Here is a 21532-nt window from a genome sequence, read left to right on the forward strand (position 1 = left end):
TTTTCTCTTTGTGATGTCTTTACCGTTAATGTCAATGATCTTAATTTCTTTCTTTCAAACTGATGAACAAATGTTGTTTTTGGCTCCATTCGTAACTTTTAAATCAGTCGTCCAAAACTGTGGAGAATAAGGGAGTCGAACCCTTGACCTCCTGCGTGCAAGGCAGGCGCTCTAGCCAGCTGAGCTAATTCCCCCTCTAGTTGCTGCTAGCTTTTGGCTTGTTGCTTTTGGCTTAATGCCTCTAGCTATAAGCTATTTGCTATCCGCTTTAATTAGTAGTCTCGGGCAGGCTCGAACTGCCGACCTCTACATTATCAGTGTAGCGCTCTAACCAGCTGAGCTACGAGACTTTTTATGAGTAATGGGTGATGAGTAATAAGTAATACTTTTCCTCTTCTTCATTTCTCAATCTCTTCCCTATACTAATTTCTAGTGGGTTTTGTATTTTTATATATCAACCAAACAAAAAACTAAAGCTATACTTTAAGTAAGTATAATGTATCTTACGATACTGATTTTGTTTAACGTCTTAAGACGCTCTAAAATGAGATGTTCCAGCCGCACCTTCCGGTACGGCTACCTTGTTACGACTTAGCCCTAGTTACCTGTTTTACCCTAGGCAGCTCCTGTTACGGTCACCGACTTCAGGTACCCCAGACTTCCATGGCTTGACGGGCGGTGTGTACAAGGCCCGGGAACGTATTCACCGCGCCATGGCTGATGCGCGATTACTAGCGATTCCAGCTTCATAGAGTCGAGTTGCAGACTCCAATCCGAACTGAGACCGGCTTTCGAGATTTGCATCACTTCGCAGTGTAGCTGCCCTCTGTACCGGCCATTGTATTACGTGTGTGGCCCAAGGCGTAAGGGCCGTGATGATTTGACGTCATCCCCACCTTCCTCTCTACTTGCGTAGGCAGTCTCACTAGAGTCCCCAACTTAATGATGGCAACTAGTGACAGGGGTTGCGCTCGTTGCAGGACTTAACCTAACACCTCACGGCACGAGCTGACGACAACCATGCAGCACCTTGAAAAATGTCCGAAGAAAAGTCTATTTCTAAACCTGTCATTTCCCATTTAAGCCTTGGTAAGGTTCCTCGCGTATCATCGAATTAAACCACATAATCCACCGCTTGTGCGGGCCCCCGTCAATTCCTTTGAGTTTCAAACTTGCGTTCGTACTCCCCAGGTGGCTAACTTATCACTTTCGCTTAGTCTCTGAAGCTTGCGCTCCAAAAACGAGTTAGCATCGTTTACGGCGTGGACTACCAGGGTATCTAATCCTGTTCGCTCCCCACGCTTTCGTCCATCAGCGTCAGTTGTTGCTTAGTAACCTGCCTTCGCAATTGGTGTTCTAAGTAATATCTATGCATTTCACCGCTACACTACTTATTCCAGCTACTTCAACAACACTCAAGACTTGCAGTATCAATGGCAGTTTCACAGTTAAGCTGTGAGATTTCACCACTGACTTACAAATCCGCCTACGGACCCTTTAAACCCAATAAATCCGGATAACGCTTGCACCCTCCGTATTACCGCGGCTGCTGGCACGGAGTTAGCCGGTGCTTATTCGTATAGTACCTTCAGCTAGATACACGTATCTAGGTTTATCCCTATACAAAAGAAGTTTACAACCCATAGGGCCGTCGTCCTTCACGCGGGATGGCTGGATCAGGCTCTCACCCATTGTCCAATATTCCTCACTGCTGCCTCCCGTAGGAGTCTGGTCCGTGTCTCAGTACCAGTGTGGGGGATCACCCTCTCAGGCCCCCTAAAGATCGTAGACTTGGTGAGCCGTTACCTCACCAACTATCTAATCTTGCGCGTGCCCATCTCTATCCACCGGAGTTTTCAATATTAAATGATGCCATTCAATATATTATGGGGTATTAATCTTCCTTTCGAAAGGCTATCCCCCTGATAAAGGCAGGTTGCACACGTGTTCCGCACCCGTACGCCGCTCTCAAGATTCCGAAGAATCTCTACCGCTCGGCTTGCATGTGTTAGGCCTCCCGCTAGCGTTCATCCTGAGCCAGGATCAAACTCTCCATTGTATGTTTGTCTGACTCACTCAAAGTTTTTAACGCTTTAGTTTTTCCTTACTTGGTTGTTATATTGTATGTCAATGATCTTTATATCTTTCGCTTTTTAACGCAGCAATCTTTCTGTCAGTGTTGCTCCGTATTTGCGAGTGCAAAAGTAAAACTTTATTTTTAATTGACCAAATGTTTTTGAAGAAAATTTTAAAGTTTTTTAAGTAACCTTAATCCTTCCAAAACCCTCAATCCATCTACTCCTGCGCTCCCTCTAATTGGGACTGCAAAGATAATAACTATTTTTTAACTGACAACTTTTTTGTAAAAAAAAATTAAAGTTTTTTTCGTCCTTATCTTATGAAGTAGTTTATGTTTCTGCCTTTCTAAAGGCGCTTCTGCGCTACTGAATGTATTTCGTTTTTCAGTGGGGCAAAGATAGAAACTTCCCATACACTACGCAACTTTATTTAACTTAAATTTTACCGTTTCGTAATATTCAGCTCTAAACGACTGGAAGGCAGGGAGAAAAATTTTAAATAAATAGCTCTTATATTAAGTGTATTTGAAGTTCAATCCGAAATAAGGTAACTATAATGGAGTTTTATGGATTATTCTCTTTATATATTACGCTCAAAAATTCAGCATAGGATTTCTCCAGGCCAATAATATCTCCGGATTTCAGATTCAAACCTCCTACTCCTGAGTTATCTGGTTTTACTTTTAGAGAAGAAACCTGAAAATAGAGGTTATCATCATTAGCTTTTGGCTGAACTTTCACCGTAGAACCTAAAAGCTTTTTGGTTGAGATGGTATAGATTTCCCCCGGAACAACTTTTAATTTCAAAAATGATCTGGGAGAGATGGTATAGTCTTTACGGTTAATACTTATCTTTTGATCTTTTTCAGAAGAGGCAAATATATACATCTCACCATGTTCAGCCGTTAATTTTTCTTTGGGTGTATAATATAAAGCGATTTTATAATTGGCAGCATTGAATGCCTGAGGTGTACCATCAACATTTTCGAAAGGTTTTAATTCGAATGTATTGGCACCAATCTCTTTTGCTTTTTTATATACCAAGGAAAATACGAGTGCATCATCTTTTGAAAAACCCTGTACTTCTACTTCTCCTAAATAAATAGCATCTGTAGTAGCAGCTTCTTTTCTTAATAAGAATTTATCTGAGTTGTCATTTGTTTTTTCAACTCTGGTCATATAAACATTTTGTGCATTCCACAGCTGGATACATAACACTGAAAAGAGGATTGCAATATTCTTCATATATATAGTATTAGTGTGAAAGGATCTCAACACATTCTTCAAGGCTGTTTTCCCAATGTTTGGGTTCTATTTTGTAAACTTCCTCTATTTTGTCCAAAGACATGGTACTTCTTACAGGTCTTTTGGCTGGAGTTGGGTACTGTTCGGTTGTTAATGGATTTAATTGTATTGATGACTTTGAAAATTCTGCAATTTTTTTCGCAAATTCAAACCAGGTTGTCTCCGGATAGTTTGAGAAGTGGAAAATTCCATAGGTTTTCTGCGGTGCTTCAATAATCCTCATAATAGCTTCTGCCAAATCATTTGCGTTAGTAGGCTGGCCAAACTGATCAGCAACGATTCCCAGCTCTTCTTTTTGAGAGAAAAGGTTTAACATTGTTTTCACAAAGTTCTTATTAAATTCAGAATATAGCCATGAAGTTCTTAGAATGATTGTTTTTGGATTGATTTCCAGAGCAAGTTCTTCTCCTTCTCTTTTTGATGCTCCATATACTCCAATCGGGTTTGTAAAGTCATCTTCAGAGTAAGGAAGGTTTGTGGTACCATCAAAAACATAATCTGTAGAAACATGGATCAGAACAGATTTATAATCTGCACATGCCTGAGCAAGATGAGCTACTCCATCAGCATTTACGGCAAAGGCTTTTTCTTTTTCCTTTTCCGCCAGATCAACTGCGGTGTAAGCGGAGGCATTGATACAATAATCAGGTTTGTTATCATAAAAGAAATCATTCACCTGCTCATCATTGGTAACATCTAAAGTGGATGAGTCTGTAAATAAGAATTCATATAGATGTTCAAAATCCGGGGCGATCTTTTTTATGCAGTTTCCTAATTGTCCGTTACTCCCTATTACTGCTATTTTTTTCATTTGTTTATTATTAATTTTTAAATTGGAACCTTCAATAAGAAATGGGGTTAAGAGTTCTTGGCATTCTGAGATCTTAAGAACTTCACTCTTGACTGGAAGTCTTTTTGGATAAGATCTACATAAAATTTATCAAAGATTTCTTTGATATCTTCGGGATGAACTTCAGATTTTCTTGTTTTGACATTAAAATAAATAACGGTTACCCAAAGTACAGCATGAATCGTTTTTTCATCAAGGCTTTTCATCAGAATTTCGACTTTTGCCGTTCTATCCTGTACATCGATGGTCTTGCTGCTGATTACTACCTGTGTATTATATCTTACTTCTTTCAGATAAGCTATTTCATTTTGAATAGCAATCCAGGTGCAGCCGGTTTGTTTGGTATATTCTTCATAGGTAAATCCATAAAATGTTTCTACATGATCTTCTCGGGCATTGAACATATACTCAAGGTATTTTACATTATTCAAATGTCCGATTGGATCACAGTCACTAAACCTAACTTTGACCGTAGTTGATACTTCTTTTTCCATTCCGCAAAAATAAAAAAACCACCTCTAAAAGAGGTGGTTAGTTTTATAAATCTTTGTTAATTTGCTGAAATTATTGAATTCCTAGTTCTTTCTTCACAGCTGCAGTTGCGTCTGGTCCTGCTTTATAAAGGAATGCTGTTGAGTTTGCATCCATAATATAATCGTATCCGCTAGCTTTAGCTACTTTTTCTACTGCATCGTTTAGCTTTTTCTCAATAGGAGCGAAAGCTAAGTCTTGCTTAGACTGAAGATCTTTTTGAGCTTTTTCCTGCATTTGCTGGATTTCTTCAGCTAATTTTTTCATTTCTGCTTCTCTAGCGTTGTTTTCGTCAGCTGTTTTCTTAGGAGCTTCAGTTTGATATTGCTGATATTTAGTTTGAGCTGCGTCAGCTTTTTTCTTAATCTCAGCTTGTTTAGTATCTAAGAATGTTTTAAGATCAGCATCTGCTTTCTTTTTCTCCGGCATTGCGTTAAGAACTCCCATTACATCTAAAGTAGCAATTTTTTGAGCTTTTGCCATACCTACAGATACAACCATCATTACTGCTGCAAATAATACACTTAATTTTTTCATAACTGGTAAATAAATAATTTAATTTGTTTTTAGATTTTAAAATATAGCAAAAGTTAATTCTCTGATTATTTTTTGCCTTTGCTATTTGTTTTTTCCTTCTTGTCTGTCCCTTTTAGTAGAATAGACAATACTTTTTCGGTGTAATCATATTTTGACTGAAGGAAAATAACACTAATGTTATTGCTTTTATCAAGAACTATGCCCAAGCCATTTTTTTCGGACATTGTTTTGATGGCTCCCCAAATCTGATCCTGAAAAGGCTGAACAAGATTTGTTCTCAGTTTTGTAATTTCACCGTTAGCTCCAAAACGTAAGCTTGTTGTTGTTTTAATATTTTTATCAAGATCGGTAACTTCTTTTTCTCTAAGTTTAAGCTGGTCACCTATCAATAAAACTTTCTCACTTTCAAAAGCAGCTTTTTTCCTTTCATATTCAGACTGAAGACTTTGAAGTTCAGATTCCCAGGTATCGATCTGAGAATTCAACCTAGCTTCAGCTTCTTTATACTGAGGTAATTTATTTAAAATTTCATTAGTATCTACTACTCCTATTTTTTGGGCATTGTTCAACCCGAAAAGCAAGAGTAATGCGAACGTGAAAATTATTTTAAAGTGCTTCATATTTGTAATTATAATGTTTGGTTCATCAAGAAGTGGTTTCTCCATCCAGACTTATCACCAGAAATAGTCTTATCAAGACCTAATGCGAAGTCGAATCCGATCAATCCAAATGCTCCCATATAAACTCTTACACCAATCCCGACAGATCTTTTCAACTGGAATGGGCTGTAAGAACTCCATGAATTCCATACGTTACCACCTTCCGCGAATGTCAAAGCGTAGATTTTCGCAGTCTGGCTCATTGAGATCGGGTATCTTAATTCTAAAGTAAATCTGTTATAGATTGTACCTCCTCCTTTCTGTGTAATATCTTCTGCCTGACCTCCTTCTGTGGTAGCATTTTCATAACCTCTTAAAGGAATCAATTCTCTACCGTCATATCGACCTCCGAAAAGACCTGTTCCTCCCATATAGAATCTTTCGAATGGCGGAGCACCCAATTGGCTGTTATATCCATCCATGAATCCCATTTCTGCAGAAGATCTCAAGACCAATTTTCCAATGATTTCATTGTAGACATCTGCTTTAAACTTGATTTTATAGAATTCCATCCACTTATATTTGTCAATAGCTGACATTGTAGAGTAATCCTTTTTCTTAAACAATGAATATGGAGGAGTCAGTTTTGCTGAAAGCTCGATATTGGATCCAGTTGTTGGGAAAATCGGGTCAATACCTGCAGAGTTTCTGCTCAGTCCTAAGTTGACACTGAAGTTATTGGCAGTACCATTATTTTCAGTGGAATCTCCAAACTGGAATGGATAGTTTTTGAAGTCATACTTCTGGAACTGTAACCCAGTATAAAGAGAGAAATAGTCATCCGGCCAGTTCAATAGTCTGTTCAGACCTACTGAAGCAGAGAAGATGTTCAATTTCTGAGCGTCTCCATATTGATCTGTATATCTTACTCTTGAGTTGTTCAAACTTACAGAAAGAGCTGTTGGTCTTGTACCAAATAGCCAAGGTTCTGTGAATGATACTCCATAGTTCTGGAAGTACTGTCCTGCCTGCACCTGAACCGAGAACGTTTGTCCGTCTCCCTGAGGTACTGGTTTGAAATCTTTAAACTTAAGGAAATTCTTTAATGAGAAGTTATTAAATGTCAATCCTAAAGTACCGATGAAGCTATTACCACCGTAACCTGCCTGTAACTGAACCTGAGAAGATCCTTTTTCTACAAGTTTCCAGTTGATATCTACGGTATTATCCACCTGGTTTGGCTGGATATCCTGTCCGATTTGCTGAGGGTCAAAGAATGACATTCCTGCTAAATCGAAATAGGTTCTCTTAATTTCTGTTTTCTTGAATAGCTCTCCTGGTTTTGTTCTTAGTGCTCTAAGAATTACGTGGTCATGGGTTGTTGTATTCCCCTGCCATGTTACTTTATTCCAGGTAGCCTGCTCTCCTTCATTAATTCTTACTTCAAGGTTTACGGCATCTCCTGTTACTGATTTTTCAACAGGTGTTACGTTGGAGAAAAGGTAACCATTGTTCATATAAACAGATTTAATATCTGAATCATCCTCTTTACCTCCGTCTTCACCAACTTTTTTGTTGAAACCTACAGCATCGTAAATATCACCTTTCTTATATCCTAATAATCTCTGTAAGTATTCTGTAGAGTATACAGTATTACCCGTGAATGTAACATCCCCAATATAATATTTTTTACCCTCGCTAAGTTTTACATTGATTTCGTAGTTATTTCTTTTGTTTCTCCATACTGAATCTGAAACAATTTTAGCGTCTCTGTATCCAAGGGAATTATAATAACTGATAAGACTTTGCTTGTCTTCCTGATATTTATCTTCAATGAATTTTGAGGACTTCAATATTCCACCAATACCGAAACGTTTTTGCTTAGTTTCTTTGAAAGCTTTATTTCTAAGTTTTCTATCGGTTACATTCTCGTTTCCTTCAAATTCAATATGATCAATTTTGATTCTTTTACCTTTATCTACATTGATTGTCCAGTCTACCAAAGAAGGATCACCTGCATTTACTTTATCCTGAATAGTGATTTTAGCATCTGCAAAACCTTTTTTGATATAGTCTTTAGGGACATGGGTTTTAAGGCTTGAAACTAAGTTCTGAGTAATCTTAGTTCCTGGTTTAAGGTTGTTATCCTTTGCCAGTTTTTCACTTTTAGATTTACCGATTCCTTTTCCTGCAAATTTCACTTCTCCAAGTTCTTTCAGATCCTGCAGATGAAATTTCAGGACAATCGTTTGTCCTTCAATACTTTGAACATAAACTTCCACTTCAGAAAAAGATTGGGTATCCCAAAGCTTTTTTACAGCATTGCTGATTTTCTGTCCCGGAATGTCTACACTTTCTCCTTTTGTAAGGCCCGTAAATCTTAAGATCTGAGCTGGTGTATATTTTTTCACCCCATCTACAACGATGTCTTTAAGTGTATAAGTTCCTGCCTCATTTTCTGCATGTACAGCATTATTTACTTTTGTGCTGTCTTGTGGAGTTACTTGTCCATAAAAATGTGCAGAAGCAGCAAACATAATGATGGGTAATAGTCTAAACTTCATTTTATCGAGTCTTTCTTTTCTTAAAATTTTATTGGCCTTTTACCTGTTCACCGGTTAAACCATATCTTCTTTCCTTGTTTTGATAATCAACAATACATTGGAAGAAAATATCTTTGGTGAAATCCGGCCACAGCACATTTAAAAACTGTAATTCTGCATAAGCAATCTGCCAAAGCAGGAAGTTGCTTATCCTTATTTCGCCGCTGGTTCTGATCAGTAAATCTACAGGAGGAAAATCTTTTGTATATAGATAGTTTTCGAATAAACTTTCGTTTATATTTTCTATCTCTACTTTTCCTTCTTTTACATCAGAACTTATATTTTTTACGGCTTCCAGTATTTCATTTTGTGAGCCATAGCTAATAGCCAATACAAGGTTTCCTTTTGTGTTTTCTTTTGTAAGCTCTACCACACGTTCCAACTGCTCTTTTACTAATGTAGGCAGTTTCTCAAGATTCCCTATAACATGCATTCTCAATCCTTTGCTGAAGATCTCTTCTGCTTCCAGCAGTAAGGTCTCTACTAACAGATTCATAAGGGTATTCACTTCTTCACTTGGACGATTCCAATTTTCTGAAGAAAATGTATACAGTGTTAAATAAGGGATATTAATCTCATTACATGCATTAATAGCATTTCTTACTGCATTAATGGCATTTTTGTGACCGAAAGTTCTTTCTTCGCCACGAGATTTTGCCCATCTTCCATTACCATCCATAATGATGGCTACGTGTTTTGGTAAATTCTCAGAATTTATTTTTTCTTTAATCAACGACATATTATTCACAATAACATGGAGGTCTTCCGAACGAATATGTAAGTCCTAAACTGAAAGTATTTATCCAGTCGTTGGATCTTCCATCTCCAATATTTCTCTTTTTAATAAACTCTGCTTCTCTTTCTTTAGAAACCGCATAATAATTTCCTGACTGTAATAATGAACCACCTGTAGCGGGATCCAAAATATCAGCATTAAAAGAAGTTTTTACATCTTTGGAAAGGATCTTACTATGATCCAGCTGATCCGTCAATGTATATCTGAATGTAGCTTCTGCAAATATAGCCCAAGAATGGTTGAATTTATACTTCAAACCCACCCCAAAAGGAATATGCATTGTTACTTTTTTCCCTAATGAATAATCTGTGGTGGTGGTAAAATCCAATTCGTTGATCGGAGCCAGTGCCACACCATCAGCATCTCTCCTGAAATCATTCACAAGAGTAGCTTTAGGAGCATCAAACATCAAAGCACCGATACCTCCGAAGATGTAAGGGCTCAGCATGCTGATCTGCTCGTTATTTACAGGGAAAAAGTTATATTCAAACATTAAACTCGCCTCATACACATTGTTTTTTCCGTATGAGTTTCTATTTCTTCTATAATCCTCTTTCGCCGCTTTATCACTAAACTGAATTTGATTGTATCCCAAATCCAATCTAACGGTCTGATGCGGGTTAAAATTAAATCTGTATAATAAACCACCATAAAATGGGATGCCCCAATCTGACGCTCTGCTTAAATCCAACGGCTTCTGTAAAATATAATTTGTCCTTCCTACATCTCCCACTAGGTTACTCATACCTAGACGAACTCCCAATTCGTTTCTTTGTGCTTTAACACTTACCACTCCAAGGAAGGCAAGGAAGCTAAACAATAATTTTTTATTCATAAAAGAATATGGATTTATGGTTATTTTAAAATTTAATTTTTGCAAATATAAAACATTTTTATATTAATGATAATCTTAATGTTTAGTTAAAAATAAACAAAAAAACATAATTTGTTATAAAGTAAACGGCAAAGTGGCAAAAATATTCTTTTTTTCATAGAATGAAAATACTTTAAATATGAAAAAACCCCCATTAAATGAGGGTTTAATGCTTTATTTTTTATTGAATAATACCTGTACTTTATTTCTGATCCTTATTAATAAAGGTTCTTTATAATTTTTATCTTCATCAAAATATCCGTAACCATAACCATATCCGTAGCCGTAACCGTAGCCATATCCGTAGCCTTGTTTGGTGTTATAGTCATTATAAACAAGTCCTAAATTATTAACTTCATCATTATGATACTTTTCAGTAATCATTTTCAGCATATACTTTTCTGTATATTCATGGCGTACTACATAAATATTAGTATCAGAATACTTCATCAGCTCATATGAGTCAGCCACAAGACCTACAGGTGGTGAATCTATAATAATGAAATCATATTTTTCTTTAAGTTCTTCTATAAATCTGATATTTTTCTGGCTCATTAAAAGCTCAGATGGGTTTGGTGGGATAGGACCTGAAGTAGCAACATCGAGATTAGGAATCTTGGTTTTGTTAATAATCTGGTCAATATCTACTTCTCCTGTAAGATAATTTGAGATCCCATATTTATTATCAATCTTAAAGTCTCCAAAGATTTTTGGTTTTCTAAGATCCATTCCTAATAAGATTGTTTTTTTATCACTCAATCCTATTACCGATGCCAAGTTGATAGAAATATAAGTTTTCCCTTCTCCCCCAATGGATGATGTGATCAAAATAACTTTACCTTTTTCACTTTCATTATCCATTAAGAATCTCATATTTGCTCTTATTCCCCTGAAAGCCTCAGATACAGATGATTTTGGCTGTTCCAGAACGGTAAGCATATTTTCATTGCTGTTATTTCCTATTACTCCAAGAAGTGGAATTTTCGTAGCACTTAACAGCTCTTTAATATTTCTGATTTTACTGTCTAATACTTCACCCACAAAGATAAACAGTAATGGAAGTAACAGTAATCCAGAGATAATAGCAGTCTTTGCTAGCTTTACATTAGGTCCGATAGCTCTTTGCCCCAGGTTTTTAGCAGGGTCAATCACTGTAATATCAGATTGGTTGGTAGCCATTCTCATCTTCGTATCACTCTGTCTTCCCAAAAGACTATTATAAGTAGCCTCAATCATATTATATCCTCTCTCTGCATCCAAATATCTTCTTTCTTTTTCAGGATAAGAAGCTAAATCTGAGTTGGCACCTGAAATATCACGATCAATTTTATTGATCTCATCATAATATCTGCTATAATATCCTCTTAAGCTGTTTGATGATCCCGTTCTTGCTTCATCAATAAGCCTGTTGATTTCTCTCATTGGCTCTGATGAAGGCTTATAAATGGAAGCCATTTCTGCTCTTTTAGTATATAAAGCTTTAAGTTCAGAGACTGTTGCTGAAAATACTCCATCTTCAAAACCTGCGGCATTGGTTCCAATCATTTTATCAAAATTCTGGGACTGCAGCGTGTTTTTTATATTGTTAAGAGAATTGATTTTGCTTATGATATCTGCTTTTCTAGCCTCCAGTTCTTTTATTTTTTCAAGAGATTTTTCATCTCTGTCTTTAATGTTATAAAGTTTTTCAGAGGTTTTTAAATAATTCAACACATTAGCACTTGAATCAAGCTTTTTGCGGATATTATCCAGATTGTCTTTTAAAAAGATGTCTGTGTTCTTATTAACCACATTTTTATCAGCCAATCTCTTTTTCTGTAATTCTGCAACAGATTTATTAAGGAAATTAACTGTACTATTAAGGTTGTAACCCGTTTTAGTAATAATCATAATAGACCTGATTTCTTTATCAAAGTCAACACCTGTAGTCGAAACAATTTCATTCACACTCTCATTTACCGAACTCAGGTTTACAATGATATTATCCAGCTTGATTTTAGTAGGAACAGGATTTCTAAGAAGTCTGAATCTCAGGTTAGGAGAATTATACCACTCATTGATTTTAATGATTTTATCAGCGGGTCTTCCATATGAGTTGATGCTCTGAAAGCCTTCAACTTCATAATTGTATAAGTTTGTAGATTCTCCTTCTTCGGGTAAAACTACTTGGTATGCCCCCTCTCCTTTTGGCATCAGGGTAATAGCGTAATTAATCTGTTGAAGATGTTTTTTATCAATCTGAAGAAAAACAGGTGAATCATCTTTATCCAGGTAAGTAGATTTTATCAGTCCTTTGGTAGAATAATTAACAAAAAGATCCAGTTCTTTTACCAAAAATTCGTTATGTGATCTGGATAAAAGCATTTTCTTCAGATAAAGCCCATCCTGATTTCCGGTATCTCCCCAAATGAAGTTGATCGATTGATTAGCCTGTGTTGGTAAAAACTCAGACCCTTTGCTGGAAGTACTTAATGACAAGTCTGATGCATAAATATTTTGTGCATAGTAATGAGTATATCCCCATGCAAGCCCATAGCCAATAAAAAACATGAATACAAACCAATACCAGTTCTTAAGGATCCTTCTTAAAAAGTGCTCTAAATCAAATAATGCAAATGATCCATACTTTTCTTTCTGAGAATTATTCTTCTCCGCAGCGTTTACTCTTTCTGGAATCATGACTAAAGATTTTTAAGAAGTAAATAAATAGACAATGCTGTAGTAATCACCGAAACTCCTGTTGTTAAAGTCTGAATAGGATCTTTTCCGAATCCATTCAAGCTTTTTGCTCTTGTGTTCAAATAAATTTCATCACCATTCTGCACATAATAGAAAGGAGAGTTCATAAGATCTTCGCGGGTAAGATCTATTTTTGCAATTTTGATTCCTTCAGGGAGTTTTCTGTGGATAACGATCTCTTTTTTGTCGATCGTTCTGTTTAGCCCGCCATTAATAGCCAAAGCCTCAGTAATGGTAAGGGTATTTTTATGAGCTACTTTCTCTCCTGAAAGGCCTGTAGTTTCTACGTCACCAAGAATATAATAAGTAATACCATCTGTATTCAAACGTACTTCAGACTTACCTTCCTGAAAGTTTTCATTTACTTTTTCCTGAATTTCTTTTCTAATATCCTCTAATGTTCTCCCTTCGGCTTTTACATAGCCAATTCCAAAAACATTGATATCTCCGTTGGAGTCAACCTTGAGCCCATTAAAATAAAAATTCATGTTTCCTCCTCTGCTTGCTCCAGAGGTAGTACCAATTCCTCCTCCAACAGAACCTCCACCTGATATAGCAGGGCTTGTTGCTGTTCCAGCTCCAGTTCCTATTCCTCCTGAGGAATTATAAGAGGAATAAAACTGTGCGGCATCTCCTTTGGGAGTTGTTACAATGTTAAGATTAAGGATATCATTTTTGGTAATCCTGTATACAGGAATATTGTAGGGAACGAGACCTTCTTCATTAATTACGAGACTCTCACTTGGCTGTAAGTATCTTACATCCTTTGTTGTAATACATGAGGTAACTAAAAGAGGGAATATTAAAAATAAATATTTAAAGTTTTTCATCATATATAATATTGTTTACAAAAGTAATATTTAATTGTTAATTTTTGTTATTTCTTAATCGATATAGCAAATCTGGCAGATAAGCACCAAAAAAACCTATTGAAAGAATCACCAATAATAAAAGATTGACATTAATATGTCTTAAATAATAAGCTATTCCAACAATCATCAAATAGTAAATGATAATATAAAAAGTTGATCTCCTATGGGTAAGGTTCAATTTCAACAGTTTATGATGAATATGGTTTTTATCGGCATCAAATGGGGATTTTTTATTGTAAAGCCTGATCATAATTACATTTAAAGTATCCACGATTGGAAGAATCAAAATGGCTACCGCCACTACAGGAGCAGACTGAAGGTGATATCTTGGAACATCAATGAGTTTCTTATCTATAAAAATATCTATAAAACAAATGGATGTAAAAGCTAACAAAAAGCCAAGAAGCATAGATCCTGTATCTCCCATAAATATTTTGTGAGTACGGTAATTTGACAAATTATAATACAAAAATGCCAGTACAGTTCCAATAATAACAACGGATAACACAACCAGTGGGTAGTTATACTCTCCTAAGCGATAATAACTGATTCCAAATAAAGCACTGCAGATCACAGAATACCCACCTGCCAGGCCGTCTATTCCGTCAATCAGGTTAAATGCATTAATCAGAATAATAAATGTTACGATACTGAATATCACACTTACGAAATACTCCAGCTCGTATACTCCGAAGATTCCGAATAAACTTCTGATTCTGATATCGGAACCAATAACAATCAGGGAAGACACAACAATTTGGGCAACAAGTTTTTTGTAAGCCCTCATTACAACAATATCATCCATCACACCCACATAGAGCAGGATAATTAATGAAGCAAATAAAAATTTGTAGAGATCAAATAATTCATAGGCAAAAATAGAGGCACAGATTCCTATGGAATAAAAGATGGCAATACCTCCCAGGTTGGGAATTTCTCTAAGATGCGAACTTCTTATCCCAGGCTCATCCATCAGATTCTTTCTTCTTGAAATCTTGACAATGGTAGGAATAGAGAAAAATGTAATTAAAAAGGAGAACACGAAGCCTAGTCCTATTTTTATATAGAAAATAGGTATTCCCGATCCGCTTAAGAACAATTCAAAATTTTTCATTCTTTTCTTATTCAGCACTTGTATCTCCTAAATAAAAAATCATAATACAGAACTTACAAGATCTCGTCATTATCATTTTCTATTGACCGAAACAATAGTACTTACATTTGTGTTTACTAAATCAATTTTCTTATCAATCTTTTCTGTCCTGCAAAAAACAACAGATAAAAAATCTTTTTCTTCAAAGGCAAAGATAAAAGATAATTCTTACCAAAACGACTATACTTCAATATATCTTGAATTTTTATTTGTCTTTCCTTCATAAAAAGAACTAATTGATCCGACATACTATAAAATATTTCTTCTTTTTTCACAAAGGCCAGATAGGCCAAAAATGAGTAGACCCCTTCGAAAATCTGAAAATTTTTCAGCTCTTCTTTTTTGTGGGAATATGGGGATTTACTGAATATTTGTTCCACATCAGACACCGCTTTTAGCATATCAAGTCCTTTTTCTGTGTGCGTTTTTGTAATAGAATCGGTACGTTCGAGATACTGATAATGGTAGTTCTGAGTCTGCGCAATGGTTTCACATTCCAGCAAAAGCTGTGGAATAAGCTGAATATCTTCAAAATGAACTCCTTTTTTAAATCTTTTCTGATTAAAAAGTTCTTTTTTAAACAGCTTATTGCATGCGAAATAACTGATATCCGAAAAAACAGAAAAATAATCTTCAAGTGTTATTTTTTCAGGCATATTGGGAAGCTGAGTCAATTTTTGGATAATTTTTCCATTTTCGTCTACTTTCTGAATATTACAGATCACCATCTTCGCACGGTGTTTTTCTGCTAAAAGGAACATTTCCTCGAACATGGTTTCGGTGACATAATCATCACTGTCTACAAAACCGATGTAATCACCGGTAGCCCTATCAATTCCAAAATTACGGGCATCACTTAAACCCCCGTTTTCTTTGGTAAAAGCTTTTATTTTTTCAGGATATTTGTGTGCGAATTCTCTAATTATTTTTTCAGAGTTATCCATACTTCCATCGTTCACGACAACAATCTCAATATCAGAGAGACTCTGCTTCACCAGAGAGTCAAGGCATTTTGTCAAATAATTTTCGACATTATAAACGGGAACAATAATAGATACTCTTGAGGGAACATTTGTCATACATTAAATTTTCGTCAGTCTTGCATTCAGCCAGCCTTTTTTAGCTTCATCAAAATCTTTTCTGGAACAGGGAATGCAGTTTTCTATATTTTCGTCATCACCAAAATACCATAAATTACTGAAAGTATCACGCCTGAATGCATATTGTCTGTCATCTATCAAAACATAGAACAGCTCATAATGTCTTTCTTTCGGATGGGAATGCTGGATATTGATTCCTTCGATCAGATACCACAGCATCTGTGCTAAAAGCTGATGATTCAGTTGGTTTTCCGAGTAAATATTATAATTAAAAATCCCAACAGATTTCAGATTTTCACTGAGTCCGATCTCCTTCATATAGGCACAGATTTCTCTTCTGTTCAAACCATTTACCTGTGGATTCATTGAAAAAGGTTCACTAAAACTTTCAATAGCATCACAATTTACGGTCACCAGATCTGCTTTTCTGAAGAAAGGTTCTGTTTTTTCTGTAGAATTCATCATTTCAGCCAGTCTGATAATATCAAACTCCACTTCTTTGATGAGTCTTACAGAATCCATTTCATTCAAATGTTTCTGGTAACCCAGATGATGATAATTTTTAATGGAGAAATTCTTGGCTCCGAAAATTTTACTTAAAAAAGTATGTTCGTTGATCGTTTCTCCTTGCTGAAGAGAAATAATATTACTGATCTGGGTATAATTGAGGCTTTTCTTGTGAAAATTCAATGCTGAAAATAATGAGAAAGCAAAATCATTGGAACCACCGATAATCACAGGAATAGCTCTTTTATAGTGACATGCTGACAGCACTTCCTGTAAGATATAATGTGTATCCTGAACAGATTTTCCGGACACCAGATCCCCAAGATCTACAACAGGAATTTCGAAGTCCATCTGCGAAAGCTTATAAAATTCTTTTCTTACTGCCGTAAAATCCTGTACTTCTGCATCACCGCCTGCGCCTCTGTAGTCTGATACAAATAAGAGAACAATACTGTCTTCTCTGATATCTTTTGTAATCCGATTTCCTATCTGCCAGCTTTCTGTTTTGAAATTTCTTGGTGAAATGATAAAGTCTTCGAAATCCATATTTTAATTTGAAATGTAATAATTGATTAATTGCTTGATATAACAAACATACAAAAAAAGCCTTCCTTGAAGAAGACTTTTAGTAAGATATAGAATTATTTCTTAATTAATTTTTTATAAATTTCGACACTATTCTTTCTTTTACCATTTGAATATCAATAAAATAAACACCCGACAACAGATAACTTAAATTAATTTTATCCTGTAATTGATTAGGTTCCATGTGCAATATAATTCGTCCATTTGTATCATAGATGTCATAGCTTATTATTTTTTCACTGGAGGTAATATGTAGAAAATCCTTAACCGGATTTGGATATAACTTCACATTATTCAATGGTACTTCTGAAGTTTTCAGACTGCTTGTATTAAAAAAATATTTACGGGCTGTCCCTACATATTTGGTTTGCGATCCATACCAGATAGAATAGATCCCAAATAGTACAATGGAGTTCCCATACAATTCAAATCCTTTATTGTATACATTCTTGTTCAGCATCTGCGGAGTAATAATTTTACCGTTTAGCCCAAAGGAAGTATCCAGATCGCCATTTTCATCCATCTTCAAAGCATAGGTATTGTACCAGCCTGTTCCTGAAACCATAAATGTATTGTCTGCAAGACGCGCCACCTTTATCGGGGTTGAATCAGACTGAACAGGAGTAACGATTATTCCTGTATTTTTAAATGTAGTATCTAAAGTTCCGTCTGCATTCAAACGATACGTAACAAGTCCAAAGCAATTATTCCCATTACAAATACTCCCGGAAGTAAATCCTAAGATTTTCCCATTATCCAGAAACATAAGGTGAGCACTCCCATCTATATTCTGACCATAAGAGTACAGGAAAGTTCCTGCATTTCCAAAAGAAGTATCGAGGCTTCCGTCAGAGTGAAGTTTTGTAATAACGATTCTCTGATCGCTCACCGCCACCATTTTCTGACCTGCTATAAATATTTCATTGTTGTTTTTTACAATTATTCTCCTGTATTTATAAGCAAGACCTAAAGCAAGCGTTCCTCCGTTTCCAAAAGAAGTGTCCGGAGTTCCGTTTGGTAAAAGACGTACAAGGCTAAAATCTGAGCCAGCATTGGAAGTGGTATATTTCAGAAGATAAATTTTGCCATTCTGATCAATATCTATGTCAGCATAGGATTCCGACAGATTAAACGGAGTAAAGCTATTTACAAAATTTCCATTTTCATCTATTTTCTGAACAGCGCCATACCCAGCATCCATGATAATATAATTGCCATCTCCTGCAGGTTTTATCTTACCATAGTATCCCTGAGAGAAAAGTTTATATCCATATCCATTGGAAAAAGAAGTATCTAATACTCCATTGGCAGTAAAACGGGCAATAAAGTTGCTGCCTACCGCTAAGACTTTTCCATCCGGAAGTTGGGTTGTGGATTGTATCTGCAGTCCACCGGACATTTGGCTGCCATTATAAAATGCAAAATCAGTAGATCCACTGCTTAAACCATATGATGGATCCAGCAGGTTTTCCTGGGCAAAGGCATTCAAAGTGACGAAAAGCCCTAAAATAGATAGAATTTTATACATAAGACTCAATTTTAAAATGATGTTTCAGGTTGTTATATTAGTTTTTAAGCTCCCAAAGTTAAAAATTTAAGGAGAAATAATAAGGAGAGAAATATCCTCTTTACCATAGGATTTAATAAAAAAAGCCGTTAACATGGTCTGTCAACGGCTTTTTATTTAATAAAATATTATTTCTTTTTGGCAGCTGGTTTCTTTGCTGCTGTTGTTTTCTTTGCAGTAGTAGCTTTTTTAGCTGCAGGTTTTTTCTTTTCTGCAAAAGCTTTAGGATCCTGATCTGTAATCCATTTTTTAACCTCATCTAAAGAAAGTTCTTTTAATTCCTCTGCATCATATTTTGTATCGTCTGCTTTTTTAGGAATTTTGAACATAGCTTTTCCGAACTTGATGAAAGGTCCCCATCTTCCGTTTTCAATGGAAATCTTTTCTTTTTCCCACTGCTGGATGTATCGGTTGGCTTCTTTTTCAAGTTTAGCATCAATCAATTCATTGATATCGCTTTGTGAAAGATTTTCAAAATCGTATCTCTTTGGAACATTAACGAAAATATCTTTGTACTTGATAAACGGTCCGAATCTTCCGGATCCTTTGGTTACCGGCTCTCCTTTATAAGTAGCAATAGGAGCATCAGCAATCTTCTTTTCATTGATAATCTCCTCTGCACGTTTCTGATCTACAGAAAGCGGATCTTCCCCTTTCGGAATACTGATATACGTTTCTCCCCATTTCACATAAGGACCAAATCTGCCAACACCTACAGAAACTGACTGTCCGTCAACTTCGCTTAAATCGAAAGGCAATTTGAATAATTCCAGTGCTTCTTCGAAAGTAATGGTTGCGATATTCTGTCCTGACATTAATGATGCAAAGATTGGTTTCTCTTCATCATCCGTTTCTCCAATCTGGATCATTGCTCCAAATCTTCCGATTCTTGCATGAACATTTTTACCAGTCTTTGGATCTACTCCTAATAACCTGTCTCCGGTTGCACGGTCTGCATTTTCTTCTACATCTTCAATTCTCGGATGGAATTTTGAGTAGAAATTGGTCATCATTTCTTTCCATTTCTGATCACCGCTCGCAATTTCGTCAAAACTTTCTTCTACTCTTGCTGTGAAACCGTAGTCAAGGATCTCTCTGAAGTTATCTGTTAAGAAGTCATTGACAACTTCACCAATATCTGTAGGAATGAATTTATTTTTATCACCCCCGAATTTTTCTTCAAGAACTACTTTTTTGATCTTATCTTTTGCTAAAGACATTTTGATCACTTCACGGGTATGCGGTTCAATTTCTCTTTTATCTACATACTCTCTGTTCTGAATCGTCTGAATTGTAGGAGCATAAGTAGATGGTCTACCAATCCCTAATTCTTCAAGTTTTCTCACCAATCCGGCTTCCGTATATCTTGCACTTGGTCTTGTGAATTTTTCAGTAGCAGTAATTGTTTTATAGTTCAATATTTCTCCTACAGTTACTTTCGGCAACAATTTATCATTGTTTTCCTCATCATCATCTTCTGCCTTTACAATTCCGTAAGCCTTCAGGAAACCATCAAATATAATAACCTCTCCTTGTGCTTCAAAATGATGTGGCAATGATGCATTACCTATTTCAATCACTGTCTTTTCAATTTTAGCATTAGCCATCTGAGAAGCCAGTGTTCTTTTATAGATTAATTGATATAGTCTGTTTAATTGTGCATCAGCTACAGTTTTCACTCCAAAATCTGTAGGTCGGATCGCTTCGTGAGCTTCCTGTGCTGAAGCTGATTTTGTAGTATAGTTTCTTGGAGAAGAATATTCTGCTCCATATTCTGATATAATTTGTTTTTTAGCGCCTTCAATAGCTTCCTGAGAAAGGTTTACAGAGTCTGTTCTCATATAAGTAATAAACCCTTCTTCGTATAGCCTCTGTGCGAGACGCATGGTGTTGGTTACATTATAACCAAGTCTTGAGGAAGCTTCCTGCTGCAATGTAGAAGTTGTAAACGGTGCTGAAGCTGAACGGGTACCTGGCTTGGTTTCAACATTGAGAACTTTAAATTCTGTAGTTTTTGACTTCTCCAGGAATTTCTCTGCCTCTTCTTCCTTTTCAAAGTCTTTTTTCAGCTTGGCAGCAATTTCCTGCTCTGTTTTATTTAAGAAGATTCCATCCAGTTTAAAGCTTGCTTTTGGTTTAAACTCACGGATCTCTTTTTCTCTTTCAACAATTAACCTAACTGCTACAGACTGTACTCTACCTGCAGATAGTCCCGGTTTTACTTTTTTCCATAAAACGGGAGACATTTCAAAACCTACAATTCTGTCCAGCACTCTTCTCGCCTGCTGTGCATTCACTAAGTTCTGATCAATATCTCTTGGATTGTCGATTGCTTTTAGAATGGCATTTTTGGTAATCTCGTGGAAAACAATTCTTTTTCTATTTTCAGGCTTCAGTTTCAATTCATCCGCAAGATGCCATGCAATAGCTTCTCCTTCGCGGTCCTCATCGGAAGCAAGCCATACCATATCAGCTTTCTTTACAGCAGCCTTTAATTCGGTTACCAATTTCTTTTTGTCTGCTGAAACTTCGTAATCAGGACTGAATGTGGCAAGGTCTATCCCCATTCCTTTTTTAGGAAGGTCACGGATATGTCCGAAACTGGATTTCACTTCAAAATCCTTTCCTAGATATTTCTGAATAGTTTTTGCTTTTGCCGGGGACTCTACGATTACTAAATTTTTCGACATTCTAACTAAAAATTTTTGCAAAAGTAAAGCTTTTTTATTATATACTTTTTGTTAAACGGGTTTAATTTAATAATCAGGCCGCTTTACAGTATCTTTCAATACTCATTTTTTGGAGAAACAAACCCTTTGCAGTATAGGTTTTAGAC

Annotated in this window: 15 protein-coding genes, 2 tRNA genes and 1 rRNA gene; all 18 read right to left on the reverse strand. The window is 36.0% G+C overall.

The window, feature by feature from the left end; genetic code table 11:
• Positions 1-120: 120 nt before the first annotated feature.
• Positions 121-194, reverse strand: a tRNA-Ala gene (locus BUE84_RS21310).
• Positions 195-276: 82 nt separating this feature from the next.
• Positions 277-350: transfer RNA gene (locus tag BUE84_RS21315), tRNA-Ile, on the reverse strand.
• Positions 351-542: 192 nt separating this feature from the next.
• Positions 543-2059 (reverse strand): 16S ribosomal RNA (locus BUE84_RS21320).
• Between the two features lie 583 nt (positions 2060-2642).
• Positions 2643-3323, reverse strand: coding sequence for a hypothetical protein (locus BUE84_RS21325; RefSeq protein ID WP_079243408.1), 681 nt, complete (start codon positions 3321-3323; stop codon positions 2643-2645).
• A 10-nt stretch (positions 3324-3333) separates the two neighbouring features.
• Positions 3334-4194 (reverse strand): dTDP-4-dehydrorhamnose reductase, encoded by an 861-nt coding sequence (gene rfbD, locus BUE84_RS21330; RefSeq protein ID WP_079243409.1) that lies wholly within the window; start codon positions 4192-4194, stop codon positions 3334-3336.
• Positions 4195-4241: 47 nt separating this feature from the next.
• Positions 4242-4727 carry an acyl-CoA thioesterase gene (locus BUE84_RS21335; RefSeq protein WP_062675928.1) on the reverse strand — a complete coding sequence of 162 codons (486 nt, stop codon included), beginning with the start codon at positions 4725-4727 and terminating at the stop codon, positions 4242-4244.
• A 70-nt stretch (positions 4728-4797) separates the two neighbouring features.
• Entirely contained in the window at positions 4798-5301 is a 504-nt protein-coding gene (locus BUE84_RS21340; protein WP_034692403.1) for an OmpH family outer membrane protein, read from the reverse strand.
• Positions 5302-5366: 65 nt separating this feature from the next.
• Entirely contained in the window at positions 5367-5921 is a 555-nt protein-coding gene (locus tag BUE84_RS21345) for an OmpH family outer membrane protein (RefSeq protein ID WP_079244001.1), read from the reverse strand.
• Positions 5922-5929: 8 nt separating this feature from the next.
• Positions 5930-8464: an outer membrane protein assembly factor BamA gene (gene bamA, locus BUE84_RS21350; protein ID WP_079243410.1), complete on the reverse strand. Its 2535-nt coding sequence runs from the start codon at positions 8462-8464 to the stop codon at positions 5930-5932.
• Positions 8465-8492: 28 nt separating this feature from the next.
• Positions 8493-9242 carry an isoprenyl transferase gene (locus tag BUE84_RS21355; protein ID WP_034692407.1) on the reverse strand — a complete coding sequence of 250 codons (750 nt, stop codon included), beginning with the start codon at positions 9240-9242 and terminating at the stop codon, positions 8493-8495.
• A 1-nt stretch (position 9243) separates the two neighbouring features.
• Positions 9244-10134: a DUF6089 family protein gene (locus BUE84_RS21360; protein WP_034692408.1), complete on the reverse strand. Its 891-nt coding sequence runs from the start codon at positions 10132-10134 to the stop codon at positions 9244-9246.
• A gap of 213 nt (positions 10135-10347) precedes the next feature.
• Positions 10348-12852, reverse strand: coding sequence for an exopolysaccharide transport family protein (locus BUE84_RS21365; protein ID WP_079243411.1), 2505 nt, complete (start codon positions 12850-12852; stop codon positions 10348-10350).
• Between the two features lie 2 nt (positions 12853-12854).
• Positions 12855-13745 (reverse strand): polysaccharide biosynthesis/export family protein, encoded by an 891-nt coding sequence (locus BUE84_RS21370; RefSeq protein ID WP_079243412.1) that lies wholly within the window; start codon positions 13743-13745, stop codon positions 12855-12857.
• 34 nt (positions 13746-13779) lie between these two features.
• On the reverse strand, positions 13780-14898 hold the full coding sequence (locus BUE84_RS21375; protein WP_079243413.1) for a glycosyltransferase family 4 protein: 1119 nt from the start codon (positions 14896-14898) through the stop codon (positions 13780-13782).
• Positions 14899-15014: 116 nt separating this feature from the next.
• Entirely contained in the window at positions 15015-16016 is a 1002-nt protein-coding gene (locus BUE84_RS21380; RefSeq protein WP_079243414.1) for a glycosyltransferase family 2 protein, read from the reverse strand.
• A gap of 3 nt (positions 16017-16019) precedes the next feature.
• Positions 16020-17090: a formimidoylglutamase gene (locus BUE84_RS21385; protein WP_079243415.1), complete on the reverse strand. Its 1071-nt coding sequence runs from the start codon at positions 17088-17090 to the stop codon at positions 16020-16022.
• Positions 17091-17196: 106 nt separating this feature from the next.
• On the reverse strand, positions 17197-18657 hold the full coding sequence (locus tag BUE84_RS21390) for a T9SS type A sorting domain-containing protein (RefSeq protein WP_079243416.1): 1461 nt from the start codon (positions 18655-18657) through the stop codon (positions 17197-17199).
• A gap of 167 nt (positions 18658-18824) precedes the next feature.
• Positions 18825-21386, reverse strand: a complete 2562-nt coding sequence (topA, locus tag BUE84_RS21395) for a type I DNA topoisomerase (RefSeq protein ID WP_079243417.1) — start codon at positions 21384-21386, stop codon at positions 18825-18827.
• Positions 21387-21532 lie beyond the last annotated feature (146 nt).

This window comes from Chryseobacterium indologenes, assembly GCF_002025665.1.
Taxonomy (GTDB): Bacteria; Bacteroidota; Bacteroidia; order Flavobacteriales; family Weeksellaceae; genus Chryseobacterium; species Chryseobacterium metallicongregator.